Origin of the sequence: Pseudoalteromonas sp. PPB1 (assembly GCF_015356275.1) — a bacterium.
GTDB lineage: Bacteria > Pseudomonadota > Gammaproteobacteria > Enterobacterales > Alteromonadaceae > Pseudoalteromonas > Pseudoalteromonas rubra_D.
The window spans coordinates 181,938-197,665 of record NZ_JACEQV010000001.1 but is presented as its reverse complement, the minus strand read 5'-3'; the positions used below and the strand labels follow the sequence as shown (position 1 = coordinate 197,665).

General features: G+C 49.3%; 17 protein-coding genes. 4 read left to right on the top strand and 13 right to left on the bottom strand.

The window, feature by feature from the left end; genetic code table 11:
• Positions 1-222: 222 nt before the first annotated feature.
• Complete coding sequence (locus tag IY568_RS00900) at positions 223-2,034, top strand: sensor histidine kinase (RefSeq protein ID WP_138536160.1); 1,812 nt, start codon at positions 223-225, stop codon at positions 2,032-2,034.
• Positions 2,035-2,051: 17 nt separating this feature from the next.
• On the opposite strand, the gene IY568_RS00895 is transcribed toward IY568_RS00900, so the two are convergent.
• From IY568_RS00895 to IY568_RS00865, 7 genes are all read right to left on the bottom strand, one after another.
• Positions 2,052-3,890 (bottom strand): DUF885 domain-containing protein, encoded by a 1,839-nt coding sequence (locus IY568_RS00895; RefSeq protein ID WP_138536162.1) that lies wholly within the window; start codon positions 3,888-3,890, stop codon positions 2,052-2,054.
• Between the two features lie 131 nt (positions 3,891-4,021).
• Complete coding sequence (hemW, locus tag IY568_RS00890; protein WP_125558151.1) at positions 4,022-5,158, bottom strand: radical SAM family heme chaperone HemW; 1,137 nt, start codon at positions 5,156-5,158, stop codon at positions 4,022-4,024.
• Entirely contained in the window at positions 5,155-5,748 is a 594-nt protein-coding gene (rdgB, locus tag IY568_RS00885; protein ID WP_194866548.1) for an RdgB/HAM1 family non-canonical purine NTP pyrophosphatase, read from the bottom strand. Before rdgB ends, hemW begins: the two co-directional genes overlap by 4 nt.
• Position 5,749: 1 nt before the next feature.
• Positions 5,750-6,196, bottom strand: coding sequence for a DUF4426 domain-containing protein (locus IY568_RS00880; protein ID WP_125558147.1), 447 nt, complete (start codon positions 6,194-6,196; stop codon positions 5,750-5,752).
• Between the two features lie 18 nt (positions 6,197-6,214).
• The gene (locus IY568_RS00875) at positions 6,215-6,748 is read right to left on the bottom strand and encodes a YggT family protein (RefSeq protein WP_125558145.1); all 534 of its coding nucleotides are present in this window, start codon (positions 6,746-6,748) and stop codon (positions 6,215-6,217) included.
• Positions 6,749-6,758: 10 nt separating this feature from the next.
• On the bottom strand, positions 6,759-7,580 hold the full coding sequence (gene proC, locus IY568_RS00870) for a pyrroline-5-carboxylate reductase (RefSeq protein ID WP_125558143.1): 822 nt from the start codon (positions 7,578-7,580) through the stop codon (positions 6,759-6,761).
• Between the two features lie 15 nt (positions 7,581-7,595).
• On the bottom strand, positions 7,596-8,279 hold the full coding sequence (locus IY568_RS00865) for a YggS family pyridoxal phosphate-dependent enzyme (RefSeq protein WP_194866547.1): 684 nt from the start codon (positions 8,277-8,279) through the stop codon (positions 7,596-7,598).
• Positions 8,280-8,308: 29 nt separating this feature from the next.
• Between IY568_RS00865 and IY568_RS00860 the strand changes: the two genes are divergently transcribed.
• The 3 genes from IY568_RS00860 to IY568_RS00850 are packed head-to-tail and all read left to right on the top strand — an operon-like array spanning position 8,309 to position 11,411.
• On the top strand, positions 8,309-9,355 hold the full coding sequence (locus tag IY568_RS00860) for a type IV pilus twitching motility protein PilT (RefSeq protein ID WP_010383085.1): 1,047 nt from the start codon (positions 8,309-8,311) through the stop codon (positions 9,353-9,355).
• Between the two features lie 15 nt (positions 9,356-9,370).
• Positions 9,371-10,495 carry a PilT/PilU family type 4a pilus ATPase gene (locus IY568_RS00855; protein WP_125558625.1) on the top strand — a complete coding sequence of 375 codons (1,125 nt, stop codon included), beginning with the start codon at positions 9,371-9,373 and terminating at the stop codon, positions 10,493-10,495.
• Positions 10,467-11,411, top strand: coding sequence for a hypothetical protein (locus IY568_RS00850; RefSeq protein ID WP_228553057.1), 945 nt, complete (start codon positions 10,467-10,469; stop codon positions 11,409-11,411). The genes IY568_RS00855 and IY568_RS00850 overlap by 29 nt, the downstream gene beginning before the upstream one ends.
• Here IY568_RS00850 and ruvX read toward each other — a convergent pair.
• From ruvX to IY568_RS00820, 6 genes are all read right to left on the bottom strand, one after another.
• Positions 11,374-11,820: a Holliday junction resolvase RuvX gene (gene ruvX / locus IY568_RS00845; RefSeq protein WP_010383082.1), complete on the bottom strand. Its 447-nt coding sequence runs from the start codon at positions 11,818-11,820 to the stop codon at positions 11,374-11,376. The two genes, IY568_RS00850 and ruvX, sit on opposite strands and share 38 nt — an antisense overlap.
• A 75-nt stretch (positions 11,821-11,895) precedes the next feature.
• A complete protein-coding gene (locus IY568_RS00840) occupies positions 11,896-12,453 on the bottom strand; it encodes a YqgE/AlgH family protein (RefSeq protein ID WP_010383081.1) in 558 nt (185 codons plus the stop codon).
• Positions 12,454-12,471: 18 nt separating this feature from the next.
• Positions 12,472-13,431, bottom strand: a complete 960-nt coding sequence (gshB, locus tag IY568_RS00835; RefSeq protein ID WP_010383079.1) for a glutathione synthase — start codon at positions 13,429-13,431, stop codon at positions 12,472-12,474.
• Between the two features lie 75 nt (positions 13,432-13,506).
• The gene (gene rsmE, locus IY568_RS00830; RefSeq protein ID WP_194866546.1) at positions 13,507-14,241 is read right to left on the bottom strand and encodes a 16S rRNA (uracil(1498)-N(3))-methyltransferase; all 735 of its coding nucleotides are present in this window, start codon (positions 14,239-14,241) and stop codon (positions 13,507-13,509) included.
• Positions 14,242-14,304: 63 nt separating this feature from the next.
• Positions 14,305-14,787, bottom strand: a complete 483-nt coding sequence (locus tag IY568_RS00825; protein ID WP_164517480.1) for a hypothetical protein — start codon at positions 14,785-14,787, stop codon at positions 14,305-14,307.
• Between the two features lie 12 nt (positions 14,788-14,799).
• Entirely contained in the window at positions 14,800-15,693 is an 894-nt protein-coding gene (locus IY568_RS00820) for a hypothetical protein (protein ID WP_194866545.1), read from the bottom strand.
• Between the last annotated feature and the right edge of the window lie 35 nt (positions 15,694-15,728).

The window sequence follows — 15,728 nt, the reverse complement described above, 5'->3', positions numbered from 1 at the left end:
GACAGCCCAGACAACATCAGATTTGCATAAGCCACAGTCTTAAAGTCTAGACGGCATTGCAATAAATGGAAAACCGGGCTGTGGACAATAAGTTTGAGGTGTATATTAAGTGGGTACATATGAAACCAAAAAGGGGAATGAGGCAAAGTCGCTGGCTGGGCTCGCCGAACCCGCCGATGTTGTCTAAGCTTAGGAAGAACGGGGCAAGTCGGGAACTTATTTGTGCAGCTAAAACAGTCACTTTTGTTATTTAAAGTGGCCGCAGTTGGTGCGGCGGTGATCATTGCGACGGTGAGTTGGTTTCTTTATCGGGAGCTGGACCACAGCAAGCAGCTCAATGATCATCTGTTCAAATTACAAACCCAGATCCAGCGCTTGTTGGATCAGGAAGAGCGGTTTGTGATTGAAAGACAAAAAGCCTCACTGCTGTCCATTGATGATTATCGCTATGCATACCGCGATAGCTTTAACGAGTTAGTTGCGTTACTGGTCACCGATCATCAGCATCTTGAGCTGATGTTTAAACTGGATGAGCAGGTTAACCGCTTTGCTGAGTTGTATGAACAGTTGGCCTCCATGCAGGCATTATTGGGTTACGACAAAGACGATGGCGTTTATGGTGAGTTCCGCAGTAAAGCGCATGCCCTGCAGGCACTGGCCAAAGAAGCACAAGATCCGCAATTAGAAATTCTGCTGCTGGAGCTGAGGCGGCGGGAAAAAGATTTTTTGCTGAGGCTGGACAGAAGCTACCTGAATCAGCATGGTGATTTGATCCAGCAAGCCAAGAACCGCATCCGGGCGCAATTTCCGGCGCGTGCTGATGCCTATTTAATGACGCTTGAGCAATATCAGAACGGCTTCATCGTTTATACCAATGTGTTGCAAAAGCAGGGGCTGGACCACAACCAGGGAGTGCGTGGTGAGCTGGGCGAGTTGAAGTTGGCTATTCGCGGCCACTTTACCATAGTGGCCAAGCAACTCTTCAGCGCTTATCAGGAAGAGCAGCAACAGCTGATCCTGATCAGCTTATTATCGATCGTGTTAAGCAGTGGTTTTAGCTTGTTACTGCTGTACTATCTCAATAGCCGGGTGTCCGAGCAGGTGATGGCGATCGGTCGGGTACTGGTCAGAGTGGCTAAGCATGAAGACTTTTCTTTGCGGGTTAATCTGAATAGCGAAGACGAAATTGCCCAGATTGGTCACCACCTGGACGAGCTGCTGGACTTTATTGAGACACTGATGGCACGACTCAGCGCGGCTCAGCAGCGGCTGATCGAAGAGGCTAAAATGGCCAGTCTGAGTAACATGGTGAGTGGCTTTGCCCATGAGCTGAATACACCGCTGGGTATTGCCATTACCAGCCAGTCGCATCTCAAAGAACAGGTGGAGAGCATGCGCCGTGATCTGGACAGTGGGCAGCTGAAAAAACAGACCCTGACCAACCTCATCGGAGAGGCCGAATCGGCGTTGTTTTTGCTCGAAAATAACTTACACCGCACGGCATCTCTGATTGATGACTTCAAAAAAGTATCGGCGCAGCAGCATTATGATACGGAAATGGAGTTTGATCTGAAAACCCTGGTAGAAGGCGTGTTTGATTGCTATCGCAGTGATTTATCGGAGGATGAATACAAAATTGAGGTCGAAATACCGGATAACCTGATCCTCAGTAGTTACCCCAATGTGTTCAATCAGATTATCAGTTACAGTCTGAATAACAGTATTTTGCACGGCAAACACCCAGACAGACCGTTGACCATCATTGTGTCGGCGCACATAGTGAATGACTATGTGCATTTTTATTTTAAAGACGACGGGCAGGGCATAGACAAAGAACTGCTGCCTGTGATCTTTGAGCCCTTTGTGACGTCGAAACGACATTCGGGCGGGACCGGGCTGGGTCTCAGTATTATTTATAACCTGGTGACGCAAAAGCTGGGCGGGGAGATTAAAATACAAAGCCCCGCACATGGCGGGGCTTGTTTACACATCATTCTGGCGAACACACAATTTAAGCTGGTGTCGCCAGAGTAACGGGTCATCGGGGCAGGTTACGCTTTTTTGCTGGCAACCCACTCGTTGACGAACTGCTCCAGTACATTCAGTGGTACCGGGCCGTTTTTCAGTACTACGTCGTGGAACTGACGGATATCGAACTTATCGCCCAGTTCTTTTCTGGCCGCTTCACGAAGTTCAACAATTTTCAGCATACCAATCTTATAGGCTGTTGCCTGAGATGGGATCACGATGTGACGTTCTACCATTTTAACTGCGTCTGATTTCGCGTTTGGCGTGTTGTTCACGTAGTAATCAATCCCTTCCTGGCGAGTCCACTTCATTGCGTGGATACCTGTGTCTACCACCAGGCGGCAGGCACGCCACAGTTCCATGGCCAGTCGACCGAAGTCAGAATACGGGTCTTCATACAGGCCCATTTCTTTTGGTACCAGCTCAGAGTATAGTCCCCAGCCTTCAGTGTAAGCGGTGTAGCGACCGAACTTACGGAACTTAGGCATGTTTTCCAGTTCCATCGCAATGGCGATTTGCATGTGGTGACCAGGTACACCTTCGTGGTAAGCCAGCGCTTCCATCTGATAGGTTGGCATGGCTTCCATGTCATACAAGTTTGCGTAGTAGATACCCGGGCGTGAACCGTCCGGAGAAGGCTGTTGATAGAAAGCTTTACCCGCTGATTTTTCACGGAAGGCTTCAACGCGCTTAACGATCATGTCGGCCTTAGGCTTCACGATGAACAGCTCGTCCAGGCGATCTTTCATGTTGTCGATCATCGCCGTGGCATCGGCCAGGTATTTGGCTTTCCCTTCTTCACTATTTGGCAGGTAGAACTGCTTGTCGGTGCGCATGAATTCCATAAAGGCTTTCAGATCGCCCTTGAAGCCAACTTTTTCTTTGATTTCACGCATTTCATCATGGATACGTGCAACCTCAGACAAGCCGATTTTGTGGATCTCTGCGGCAGTTAAGTCTGTGGTCGTAGTACGTGCCAGTGCGTTGTTGAAGTATTTCTCACCATCAGGGAACTTCCAGGCACCGTCACGGGTGTCAGCGCGCTTTTCAAGTTGTTGCAGGTAACTGATCAGTTTGCTGTAAGCTGGCTTCACGGCTGCTTTTAATGCGTCAGTTGCTTCAGCGATCAGCGCTTGCTTTTCGTTGTCTGCAATTTCCAGCTTTTCTACTTTGCGTTTAAAGTCAGCCAGTAAGGTTGAATCTTCACCGTCAACAAACGGGGCACCCTTAATGATGTTTTTGCTTGAATCAATGACATGTGGGAAAACAAACTTAGGCGCGATGATCCCTTTGTCAGCGCGAACTTCAAGGTTTACGATCAACTGCTCAAAGACAGCAGGAATGCCGTTCAGGCGTGAAATATACGCTTTGGCGTCTTTTACGTCTGTGATCTGATGTTGGTTGATCAAAAATGCCGGTAGCATTGAGTGCGTACCATACATCTGGTTAACTGGGTAGTTGTGGAAGCGCCATTGGAAGTCGGCGATTTCATTTTCAAGGTTTTGCTTGAACAGGTCGTAGCTGACCTGAGTTTGGCCATCCAGTTTGCTGCGATCAATGGCTTGCAGGGCAACCAGGTCTTTCTTCGTTAGCTCCAGATCTTCGAGCCGACGCGCTTCTGAGTCATCGTCCCATTTGTCATAGTCTTGTTTGATGCCCAGGTAAGTTTGATAAACCGGGCTGCGCATTACGCCGCGCATGAAGACTTCATCGAAAAAGGCATTGGCCTTCTCGACTTCACTCTGGACTACTTGTTGTGTTGTTTCCGCTTTAGCGGAGTTGGTTGGTTGCTCTGCTGTTTGCTGACAACCAGATAGAAGCGCTGCTGCCACGGCTGCGGCAAGGAGTGTCATTTTACGCATGGGTTACCTTTTTTATTTTATTCCATTGGATTCGGGTGTTGGTGCAATGTTACCAACAAAACTGTATCGCGAAAGATGTCTTTCATCTATTGGGCGAATTCACCTGTTCAATCTTATCCTATGAACAGGTATCAGACGAACAATTCTAGCAGGTCATTCAAATATCTGTGGCCCTTAATTGTTACCAACCATGAATCTCCCTGGTCAATCAACAACCCTTGTTCAAGTGCCCGGTTAATCGCGGGCTCAATATCGCTGAGTGTTAAGCCGGTATAATCGCAAAAATCCTGTTTAGCACAAGGCGCATGTAAGCGGAAACAATTCATAAAAAACTCAAATGGCCGATCGGCTGGCTCTACCTGCCAGCTGTCGTATAAATACGACTTGCTAAGATCCATGTAGCCACGGGGGTGCTTAACTTTTACGGTACGCAGTATCTGGTTACTATTGGGTTGAGTGATTTTGCCATGTGCACCACAGCCAATCCCCAGATAGTCGCCGAATTGCCAGTAATTCAGGTTATGCTTACACTGATAACCAGCTTTAGCATAGCCTGAGATCTCGTATTGCTGATAGCCATGTTTGGCCAACAAAGCTTGCCCTTGCTCCTGAATATCCCACAAAATTTCGTCCTGTGGCAGCTTAGGTGGCTTAGACGCAAACTGTGTGTTTGGCTCAATTGTGAGTTGATACCAAGATAAATGCGGGGGATTGAGGTCAATGACTTGCTGCAGGTCGCTCAAGGCGTCAGCAACGGATTGGTTTGGTAAGCCGTGCATCAAGTCCATATTAAAGCTATTAAGACCCGCGTCGTGCGCTTCTAAGGCGGCGTGGCGAGCTTCCTGCTCGCCATGAATGCGCCCCAGTGCTTTGAGCTTATCCGCCTGCAGGCTTTGTACACCGATTGAGATACGGTTGATACCGGCTGCAACATAGTGTTTAAAGCGGTCGGTTTCTACCGTCCCAGGATTCGCTTCAAGTGTGATCTCTATGTCATCACTAAAGCCAATCAGTGCTTCGATTTCGCCCAACAGGTGGGTGTATGCTTCGCCACTGAGCAGGCTGGGCGTGCCCCCGCCAATAAAAATGCTATGCAGTTTGCGCCCCTGTACAAGGTGCAGGTCGGCACGTAAATCTGCGAGCAGATGCTGAATATATTCCTGTTCAGGGATCTCGCCTTTCTGGCCATGACTGTTAAAGTCGCAATATGGGCATTTTTGCACGCACCAGGGGACGTGAATGTATAAACTTAACGGAGGGAGATTCACAGCTGGCCTTCAAAGTGTGCCAGCAGCTGCTGCAATGCCTGGCCGCGATGGCTAAGGGCATTTTTCTGCGCTTTGCCCAATTGTGCTGAAGTGCATTGAGCTGCTTCAACCCAGAATACGGGGTCGTAGCCAAAGCCTTGTAAACCTTGCTGATCTTCAGTGATGCGACCTTCCCAGCTGGCCTGGCAAATGACCGGGGTAGGATCATCGGCATGGCGCATATAGACGAGTACGCACCAGAAGCGTGCTGTGCGCAGTGTTTCGCCGCTCATCGCCGCAAGCAATTTTTCGATGTTATCCTGATCGCTGGCATCCGCACCGGCATAACGGGCAGAATACACACCCGGTGCCCCTTGCAGGGCATCGACTTCCAGACCCGAGTCATCCGCAATGGCGGGTAATCCTGTGACTTTAGCGGCGTGACGCGCTTTGATGATGGCATTTTCTACAAAAGTAGTGCCCGTTTCTGCCACTTCGCTCACGTTGAACTGGCTTTGTGGCAGGATTTCGATATTCAGGTCTTTAAGCATGCTGCCAAGCTCGGCTACTTTACCCTGATTGCCGGTGGCAAGAACAATTTGTCTGGTCATATTAATCTACATAAAACTTTTGCTGAAATTTAAGCACGTGTCGGGTATTCCCCTGACGGATTGTGACTTCAAAGCGATAGGTGTCTTCGTGGTCAACATCCATCTGCGCCAGGTAATAAACGGCGTCACCTTCCACCACTTCTTTAAAAGTCAAAGTGGTTTTATTGCCTATCAGGTTGCGCGCCTGGCCTGTTAAGGTGGCGCGTTGTGCGGTGTTGTTGGCATCATCAGCCAGCACTGAAATGTTGATAATGGCCTTGCTGTTGCTACGGGTTAAACCATAAGCACTGGCAATGTTAGGCTGAATAAAGGTCGACGGAAAGGCGATGTAATGGACCTGCCAGTCACCCAGTTGTTTATATTGCCCACCTTGTTCATTGGTGGCATGCGCTGGTTGTGCTAATAGTAGCACGGCCAGTATTGAAATCAGTGTAAATAAGGTTTTCATTGTGACGACTCCGAGTGCTTAACGTAGCAGATCCATCATTAAAATTTGTAAGAACTGCATACCAATCAGAACGACCAGGATCGATAAATCCAGACCACCCAGTGGCGGAATTATTTTACGAATTGGACGTAGCATAGGTTCAGTGAGCTGATCAAAGACCGCAGCGATTGGGTTGTAGCCCTGAGCCACCCAGCTGAGAATAGCGCGGATAACTAACACCCAGAATACTAATGAAAAGGCTTCTTTGGCCACGGTTAACGCACCATCAATAGCAGCACCCATTGGGTCCCAGTATCCGCCCAGCATAAGCATCAATACGGACACCTTGGCAAAACCAACCAACAGCGCTACAACCAAAGACGCCAGATCTAAACCGCCCAGTCCGGGAATAAGCTTACGGAGCGGGTTCACGGCAAACGATGTTGCTTTAATTACGGCCTGGCTCAGCGGGTTATAAAAATCTGCTTTGACCAATTGCAGCCAAAAACGCAACAGTACGACCATCAAAAACAGGTCAAAAATAATCCCTACCAAAAAATGCATGGCGTTCATTGTATGTCCTCTAGATTTGTTGTTCCATTTCCTCGGCCCGCGCAATGCAGGCGTCCATGGCATCGGCCACGGTTTGCGGTAACTGGTTTGCTTTCAAATGTTCAACAGCTTCGTGGGTCGTGCCGCCTTTTGAGGTGACGTTAGCACGTAATTGCGCAATGCTGATGTCTTGCTGAGACAGGGCCATTTCTGCGGCACCCAGTGCGGTTTGCTGCACTAGTGCGCGTGCCTGCTCTGGTGAAAAGCCCAGTGCAATGGCTTTTTCTTCAATGGCTTCCATAAACAGGAAGAAATAGGCGGGTGAGGAGCCCGTAACGGCAATGACATCGTTGATTTGTGATTCTTGCTCCAGCCAGATGGCAATGCCCGTTGATGAAAAGACCTGTTCGATATAGGCTTTTTCCTCATCGTTGATATCCGCGGCAAACAGACCCGAAACACCACGTCCCAGTAAGGACGGAGTATTGGGCATACAACGCACCAGTTTGACATCTTCTGCCAGCATTTCGCGCAGGCGCTTAACGGTTATCCCTGCAGCGACAGAAACAAATAGTTTGTTGCTGAGATCCAGTCCACCATCCACAAACGTCTGGCATAGTTCGGCCATCATTTGCGGCTTCACAGACAGTACCACGACATCGGCTTGCTCAACCGCTTTGAGATTATCCTGTTCGGTACGCACCCCGAAATCGGCGTGAGCCTTAGCCAGCTTGTCAGCGTTGCGGTTGGTTGCAATGATACTGTGTGGGGCAAATCCGTTTTTGATCATGCCACCAATGATGGCATAGCTCATATTACCAGTGCCGATAAATGCGATCGTTTTATTAGCCATTAGGAGTGTGTCACCTTATTGTCGTTTACCAAAAATATCCGTGCCGATACGCACCATGGTCGCGCCACCTTGAATGGCCATTTCCAGATCGCCACTCATACCCATCGACAAGGTATCCAGCTGTTGATATTGAGCCTTTAGTTTATCAAAGCAAGCCTTCATTTGGCTAAAATATTGCAATTGCTGTTGTACGTCCTCAGTTTGCGCTGTAATTGTCATCAACCCACGCAGTTCAAGCTGACGCGCGCCATCAATGTATGCGGCCAATTCGTCCAGTTCATCCAGCGCGCATCCGGATTTTTGTTCGTCGTTACTGATATTCACCTGAATTAACACTTTGATCGGCATCAGGTTAGTAGGTCTTTGTTCATTCAAACGACGTGCAATTTTCAGGCGGTCGACACTTTGCACCCAGGAGAAATGTTCGGCGATCTGGCGCGACTTATTAGATTGGATGGGGCCGATGAAATGCCATTCAATGTCTTTTTGCTGTTGAAAGTGGCGAACTTTATCGACGGCTTCCTGGACATAGGATTCACCAAATAAGCGCTGACCTGCCGCATAGGCTTGTTCAATGAGTTCGACAGGTTTGGTTTTCGATACGGCCAGTAATGCGACCTCGTGGTCTGTGGCACACTTTTGCTGTGCTTTTGCTATGCGATCATAGGCGTTGTTCAGCCGTTCTGCTATTGTAACCATATTATTATTTGCTCGTTGTGGAGTCTGAAATGGATATTACTGAATTATTGGCCTTTAGTGTGCAACACAAAGCATCGGATTTACACCTTTCATCGGGAGTTTCACCGATGATCCGGGTTGATGGCGATGTGCGTCGGGTAAACATTCCTGCACTGGAAGCGAAGGACGTTAACAGCCTCGTTTACGATATTATGAATGATAACCAGCGTAAGGACTATGAGCAAAATCTTGAGGTAGATTTCTCATTTGAAGTGCCTAACCTGGCTCGTTTTCGTGTTAATGCTTTTAACGCCAGCCGTGGTCCGGCGGCGGTGTTCAGGACCATTCCCAGCTCAGTGCTGACTCTGGAAGACCTGGGCGCACCGGAGATTTTCCGGAAGATTTCGGATTGCCCGCGTGGTTTGGTACTGGTTACGGGCCCAACCGGGTCGGGTAAATCGACGACGCTGGCTGCCATGGTGGATTACATCAACAGTAACAAGCATCATCACATTCTGACTATTGAAGACCCCATTGAATTTGTTCACGATAACAAATTAAGCCTGATCAATCAGCGTGAAGTGCATCGTGACACACACAGTTTTAACGCCGCGTTGCGCAGTGCGTTGCGTGAAGACCCGGATGTCATTCTGGTCGGTGAATTGCGTGATTTGGAAACCATCCGATTGGCCATGACTGCGGCTGAAACAGGTCACCTGGTGTTTGGTACTTTGCACACCACCTCGGCGCCTAAAACCATTGACCGTATCATTGACGTTTTCCCGGGTGAGGAAAAAGACATGGTGCGTTCTATGTTATCTGAGTCCCTGCAAGCCGTTATTTCACAAACGCTGGTGAAAAAAGTGGGCGGTGGTCGGGTCGCTGCACATGAGATCATGATGGGGATCCCGGCTATTCGTAACCTCATTCGCGAAGATAAAATTGCGCAAATGTACTCGTCTATACAAACCGGTGCGATGCACGGTATGCAGACCATGGACCAGTGTCTGACTAACCTGGTTAACCGCGGCCTGATCACCAATCAGGATGCCCAGGCGAAAGCCCATGATAAGAGCCAGTTTGGCACCACCTATTAATCCCGGGAGGCTATGATGGAGCTTGTACATTATCTGCAAACGATGAAAGACAAAGGGGCATCGGATCTGTTTGTATCCGCCGGTCTGCCCGTGAGCGCCAAAATCGATGGTGAGCTGCGTGCACTGGATGATGACCAATTGGATGCTGAGGCGGCATTGGCCATGGTCGAATCAGCCATGAGCGAGAAACAAAAACAGCAGTTTCATGGTGAGAAAGAGTGCAATTTTGCGGTGGCCAATGAAATAGGTCGTTTCCGGGTTTCTGCTTTTTGGCAACGCGATTGCGCCGGTATGGTGATCCGGCGCATTGTCACGGATATTCCTGAGGTGACTGACTTAGGCCTGCCTTCGGTGCTGACTGATGTGATCATGTCTAAGCGTGGCCTGGTGCTATTTGTCGGCGGTACCGGCACCGGTAAGTCGACGTCTCTGGCAGCCTTACTGGGCTATCGCAATCGTAATCAACGCGGTCATATACTGACTATCGAAGATCCCATTGAATTTGTGCATCAGCACCGCAAGAGCATTATTACTCAGCGTGAAGTCGGGCTGGATACGGAGAGCTTTGAGTCGGCACTGAAAAGCTCGCTGCGTCAGGCGCCGGATGTGATTCTGATTGGTGAGATACGCTCTCGTGAGACCATGGAATATGCGTTGAGTTTTGCTGAAACCGGCCACCTGTGTGTTGCAACGTTACACGCCAATAATGCCAACCAGGCCATCGACCGTATTATGCACCTGGTACCAAAAGAGAAGCACGATAAGCTAAAGTACGACTTGGCGCTTAACCTCAGGGCCATTGTCGCGCAACAACTGGTTCCATCAGCAAAAGGGGAAGGGCGTGTAGCGGCCATTGAGGTGTTGCTCAATTCACCTATGGTGGCTGAGCTGATTAAGAAAGGTGACATTGGCTCAATTAAAGAAACTATGTCTAAGTCGAAGGAAATGGGGATGCAAACCTTTGACCAGGCGCTGTTCGATTTGTATAAGCAGCAAAGGATCAACTACGCGGATGCCCTGCATCATGCTGATTCACCGAATGACCTGCGCCTGATGATTAAACTGCAAAACAATGAGCAAAAAGGAGCGGGCTTCTTGCAAGGGGTGACCGTTGACGGCCTGGACGATAAAAAGCGCTGATTGGGCCAGGCACGGGGCCATATTGGCCCTGTGTTGCTTAGCCGCTTTATTTCCGGCAACGGCGAGTGAACGTGTTGCTGAGCAATCTGCCGCTCACAATGTGGTGGATATGTATATCCGCGATGACGTGTATGCCGATTATCTGCGCTTTTTGAATGGCCGCGCCCCGCTCGAAGTTTCCCAGTTTTCGGGCAATTATGTGCGCAGAGACGTTGTTGATATGGTGTTGGTGCAACAGGCGCTGGCACTGGGCGGATTTAAAAAGTCATTCATCTATCGGCCGGGCAATGTGAGCTTTCGCCATTCTAATTTGCTGGAGCAGGGTAAGTTGCTGCTCAGTTTTGATAGTTATTGGTTGGATGATGCGAAGGCAAAAGTGGATAAACTGTTTATCAGCGATGCAGTGATCCGCCGGGGGGAGTATTTTGCCGGGATTTTTTATGCCCCCGAGAATTTGGCAGTGGCACGGATCACTCAGTTAAACGAATTACGTGAGTTGAGTGCCGTGTCTACCAGTCGCTGGCGAACAGACTGGCAAACCTTGAACAACCTGGGCCTTAAGCATTTGATGAATGAGCCTGTCTGGGCGTCACAAGCACAAATGGTTAATCGCCAGTGGGTGGATTTTATGTTGATGCCGTTAATGCCAAGCCTGAATAATGAGTTCAGGCTGGATGATATTCTTTTGGTGGCCCATCCCAATTTAGTGGTGCAGTTTGATGGTAGCCGCCACTTTGTGGTGTCGCGGCTTCACCCTGACGGAGAGCGTGCATTTAAGGCACTGCAAAGTGGCTTAAAGCAACTCAGGTCACAAGGTCGGATCCGTCAGGCCTATCAGCAGGCCGGATTTATCCCTGATCTGCAACGCTATCGGGTACTTAACCCCATTGCGCCTCAAAAAAACTCTCCAGAATGATTATGGCTGACATGCCATCAATCTTGTCTTTTGCCAGCGAGCGATAACCCCCTTGTTCAAACAGCCGGGCTTTGGCATCTGCCGTGGTCAGGCGCTCATCCTGAGTCTCGACAGGTAAGCGAAACTGGTTGTGCAGCCGGTTGGCAAACTTTTTAGCGCGAAAGGTCAGATCCTGATTAGTGCCATCCATATTTAATGGCAAACCAACAACCAGCAGATCGGGTTTCCACTGTTCGATATACGGGGCGATATCCTGCCAGTCGGGAATTCCGTCACGGGCTTTGACTGCCCCCAGACTGCTGGCGGTGCCTGTTATTTCCTGACCGACTGCCAGGCCGATGCTTCGGGTACCAAAATCAAAGCCTATGACCGTACGCTGTCCGGGTGCTGTTTTATCGTTATTACTCATGGTGTATTCTCAAGTGCATACAGCTTGTCGCCAACAAATGTAAGGGCGACAGGCTATTAACTGGGGTGGTCTGTTTTAGGCGTGTCCCGCCTCGGTGCTCAGTTGCCCGGCATCGATACCGAGCATTTCGACTGCTTTTTCCCAGCGTTTTTCTGGGGGCGTATTAAAAATAATGGCCGGATCGGCTTCAATGATCAGCCAGGAGTTTTCCAGGATCTCTTTTTCCAGCTGTCCCTGTTCCCACCCTGAATAGCCCAGAGTAATGATAAAGGCATCCGGACAGTTATGTGAGGTCAGTGAGGCCAGCACATCTTTGGAAGTGGTGATCATCATGTCTGAACTGAGTTCCCGGCTAGACGCGTAACCGGGTTTGGGTGTATGTAATACAAAGCCGCGGTCAGTATGTACTGGTCCACCGGCAAACACAGACTGGCTTGCCGCGTTACTGGATTTATCGTTATCAATTTCTATCTGATCAAGCAGTTCACCCACAGTCACGTTAATGGGGTGATTGACGACCAGGCCCATTGCGCCTTCTTCGTTGTGCTCACAAATATAGGTGACTGTGTGCTTAAAGAAGGGATCTTGCAAATTTGGCATAGCGACCAAAAAATGATTTGCGAGTGATTGCATAGCGAGACCCCCTTTTAATTACCCTTTAGTATGGTCGAGTTTTGCTGCAATGGCATCAAAAAACTTATCCATAATCGAAATATCATACGCCGCCTCAATTTCTTTAACACAGGTTGGCGCTGTGACATTAATCTCGGTGAGCTTGTCACCAATGATGTCCAGACCGACAAAAATCAGCCCTTTTTCTTTCAGGACAGGGGCAACCGCTTCTGCAATTTTTCGGTCGCTATCGCTGATAGGACGTGCTTCGCCACGACCGCCTGCGGCGAGGTTACCACGCGTTTCGCCCCCTTGTGGGATGCGGGCAAGGCAGTAGGGCATGACTTCTCCGTCGACCACCAGAACGCGTTTGTCGCCGTCTTTAATGGCTGGCACGTAATTTTGCGCCATCGCAAAGCGACTGCCATGTTCGGTGAGGGTTTCACAGATCACGCCTATGTTCGGGTCATCATGACGTACCCGGAAAATCGAGGCGCCACCCATGCCATCCAGCGGCTTAAGAATGATATCTCCGTGTTTGGTCAAAAACTCACGGATCTGAGATGCAGAGCGTGTCACTAAGGTATCTGGTGTATGCTCGCTGAACCAGGCGGTAAATAGCTTTTCATTGGCATCGCGCAGACTTTGCGGTTTGTTGATCACCAATGTACCGGCTTGTTCAGCGCGCTCCAGCATGTAGGTCGCGTAAATGTATTCGGTATCAAACGGGGGATCTTTGCGCATTAAAATTACGTCCAGATCGCTCAGTGCGATATCATCTTTGTCTGCCAGTTCATACCAGTGCTGTTCATCGTCAAACACGGTAGCCTTAGCGGCGGTTGCCCGGGCTTCACCCTGATACAAATACAGATCCTGCATTTCCATGTAGTAAAGCTCATAACCACGTGCCTGTGCTGCCAGCATCATGGCGAAGCCAGTATCTTTTTTGATATTAAAGCCACTGATTGGATCTGAGATGATCCCGAGTTTCGCTGCCATTGGGGTTACCTTATGTAAAGTTAATCAATTCAACTGCTAAGTGTCTGATTAGGATATAAGGGCGAAACTGACTTTTTAAAGGGCCAGGTCGCCGAACTCAAGCTGTAATGCGCTGAGTACGGTCAGCGCTGCGGTTTCTGTGCGCAATACGCGCGGGCCGAGGCGAATATCGATGAAGCCTTGCTGGGCTGTGGCAGCCATTTCTTCGTCGGTAAAGCCGCCTTCAGGACCAACTAGGAAACGGATACCATGCTCAGGGGCAGGCAGGGTTTTAATGGAGTGTTCGGCTCTGGGGTGCAGTGTCAGCTTTAAAGCGTCACTCGCCTGTGCCAGCCAGTCATCAATTGAAATCGGCGGATGAATGGTGGTTATGGTATTTCGTCCAGACTGTTCCGCGGCTGCGATGGCGATTTTCTGCCATTGCTGATGTTTCTTTGCCAACCGTTCGCCACTGAGTTTAACACCGCAGCGGGTAGTGAATAAGGGGGTGATCTCAGTGATCCCCAACTCCACTGATTTCTGAATGGTAAAGTCCATTTTGTCGCCGCGAGAAATGCCCTGACCGAGATGAATGGACAGTGGTGACTCAACGTGCTTATCAATGAATTGCTCAGGCATTACCCGAACTTTCTTTTTACTGACTTCGCTGATGGTTGCCAGATACTCGCCGCCCTGGCCATTGAACAAGCTGAGTTTGTCACCTTCACCCATACGCAGTACACGGGCAACGTGCCCGGCGGCATCATCGCCAAGGTCAATTGCTTCGCCAATAACAAGGTCGGAAGGCTGGTAAATATGAGGTATGCGCATGGTGGACTATTCCGCTGTTAAATAGCCGTAATGGTAAGGGGTTATGTACAGTGAGTCCAGCACCTATTCGGCTTTGTCCGTATGATGTTGGCTGAAGTCGAGCACGGAATCCTGGGTCGTCGCAGAGACGGTTGAGTGGCAGGTCAGGTGGTTGTTGTTAAAGGGATCACGAAGTGGATGATAGACGTATCCCCGGTCGCTTTGTTCAACCGTAATACGCTGACGGTGAAGCGAGTTAAAGATAAAACGCTGAGTCTCGTCGGCCAGATGATAGTCGAGTGCATAAATTAACACCCCTTTCACTTTGTGATGCTCATGCAGATAGGACGCCAGTTCCGAAACGCTGATTTCATTCGCAAAGTCACAGTAGCAATAGTCTTTGACTTGCTCCTGAAACATCATTTTCAGCATTTGCTTGGTATTGTCACCGGCAATCAGCAGCTCACTGGGCGCATCAGGATGTTGCGCCTTGAGGTGTGCAGCAAACTCTCTGCTGAATTCCCAGTTGCTGTCGACCAGCAAGAAGTTTTCTAGGTTTAAACGCACTAACAAGCCTGGTTACATTGAGAACATGTTAATAAGTAAATAGCCTATTGCGCAGAAAACAGCAAACTCCAGACAGGCAATACCGATATTATCCTGATGGTCGACTTCCAGCCCAATGTCCACTCTGGGCAACGCCAGCTGCAATAACAAATGGCTGATACCGTATAGTAACAGCCACATTACGCCACAGTGCATGACAATTACAAAGAGGTTTTCTACCACTTTGGCACCATGATAAGGGGCACTGTGCAGACCCGCATAAATGGCCAATGCCAGGCCAATGCTCTTACCCGCATAGCGGATCCCAATCGAGGTGTTAGCCAGATTGAAATTTTGCTGTAAGGATGCGCCCTGATTGTAGCGGGCAAAGCGCCATTCACGGATTTTACTGTCCAACGCGCACATTAACTGCACCACCAAAAAGCTGAGGGTGACCACCAGTAAGTTACCAAAGCCCTGAGGGTGGATCCAATGATACAGTCCGAGCACCAAAATGGTGTTGCCGACCAGCATGCCGGAGTCGACTACCGCAGCACAGACGTTCTGTTTTAGGATTGCCTGTTCCTCGTTGAAGCGATGGAGGATCCACTTGCGATGAATGTGCTGGCCAAAATAAATAAACACCAGGATCAGCAGCAGAATAATGCCGCTGCGCAATGATTCGGCCTGCAACACCATCATGCCGGTGTCATTGAAAACGTAAGCACAGCAGAACACCAGTACGGCCAGGTGTGTGGCATAGCTGATCCCCAATGCAAAGTTGTCTCGCTTGGCCAGTTCATCTTCCAGCATTTGTCTGGCGCTGAACTGCACGTACAAACGCAGCGCAATGGTGAACAGGCAAATAACAATAAAACTGACTAAGATGGCGAAAAAGTTGATATTGGCTAAAGACAAATAACTCATGCTAAGTGTATGGTGATGGCAATTAAGTTTACTAT

Excerpts from the sequence above, each read along its gene's own strand:
- rdgB (WP_194866548.1), bottom strand. The coding sequence starts at position 5,748 with ATGACCAGACAAATTGTTCTTGCCACCGGCAATCAGGGTAAAGTAGCC.
- IY568_RS00865 (WP_194866547.1), bottom strand. The coding sequence starts at position 8,279 with ATGGTTACAATAGCAGAACGGCTGAACAACGCCTATGATCGCATAGCA.
- IY568_RS00875 (WP_125558145.1), bottom strand. The coding sequence starts at position 6,748 with ATGAACGCCATGCATTTTTTGGTAGGGATTATTTTTGACCTGTTTTTG.
- IY568_RS00855 (WP_125558625.1), top strand. The coding sequence starts at position 9,371 with ATGGAGCTTGTACATTATCTGCAAACGATGAAAGACAAAGGGGCATCG.
- gshB (WP_010383079.1), bottom strand. The coding sequence starts at position 13,431 with ATGGCAGCGAAACTCGGGATCATCTCAGATCCAATCAGTGGCTTTAAT.
- proC (WP_125558143.1), bottom strand. The coding sequence starts at position 7,580 with ATGGCTAATAAAACGATCGCATTTATCGGCACTGGTAATATGAGCTAT.
- rsmE (WP_194866546.1), bottom strand. The coding sequence starts at position 14,241 with ATGCGCATACCTCATATTTACCAGCCTTCCGACCTTGTTATTGGCGAA.
- IY568_RS00840 (WP_010383081.1), bottom strand. The coding sequence starts at position 12,453 with ATGCAATCACTCGCAAATCATTTTTTGGTCGCTATGCCAAATTTGCAA.
- IY568_RS00860 (WP_010383085.1), top strand. The coding sequence starts at position 8,309 with ATGGATATTACTGAATTATTGGCCTTTAGTGTGCAACACAAAGCATCG.
- ruvX (WP_010383082.1), bottom strand. The coding sequence starts at position 11,820 with ATGAGTAATAACGATAAAACAGCACCCGGACAGCGTACGGTCATAGGC.
- IY568_RS00880 (WP_125558147.1), bottom strand. The coding sequence starts at position 6,196 with ATGAAAACCTTATTTACACTGATTTCAATACTGGCCGTGCTACTATTA.
- IY568_RS00895 (WP_138536162.1), bottom strand. The coding sequence starts at position 3,890 with ATGCGTAAAATGACACTCCTTGCCGCAGCCGTGGCAGCAGCGCTTCTA.
- IY568_RS00820 (WP_194866545.1), bottom strand. The coding sequence starts at position 15,693 with ATGAGTTATTTGTCTTTAGCCAATATCAACTTTTTCGCCATCTTAGTC.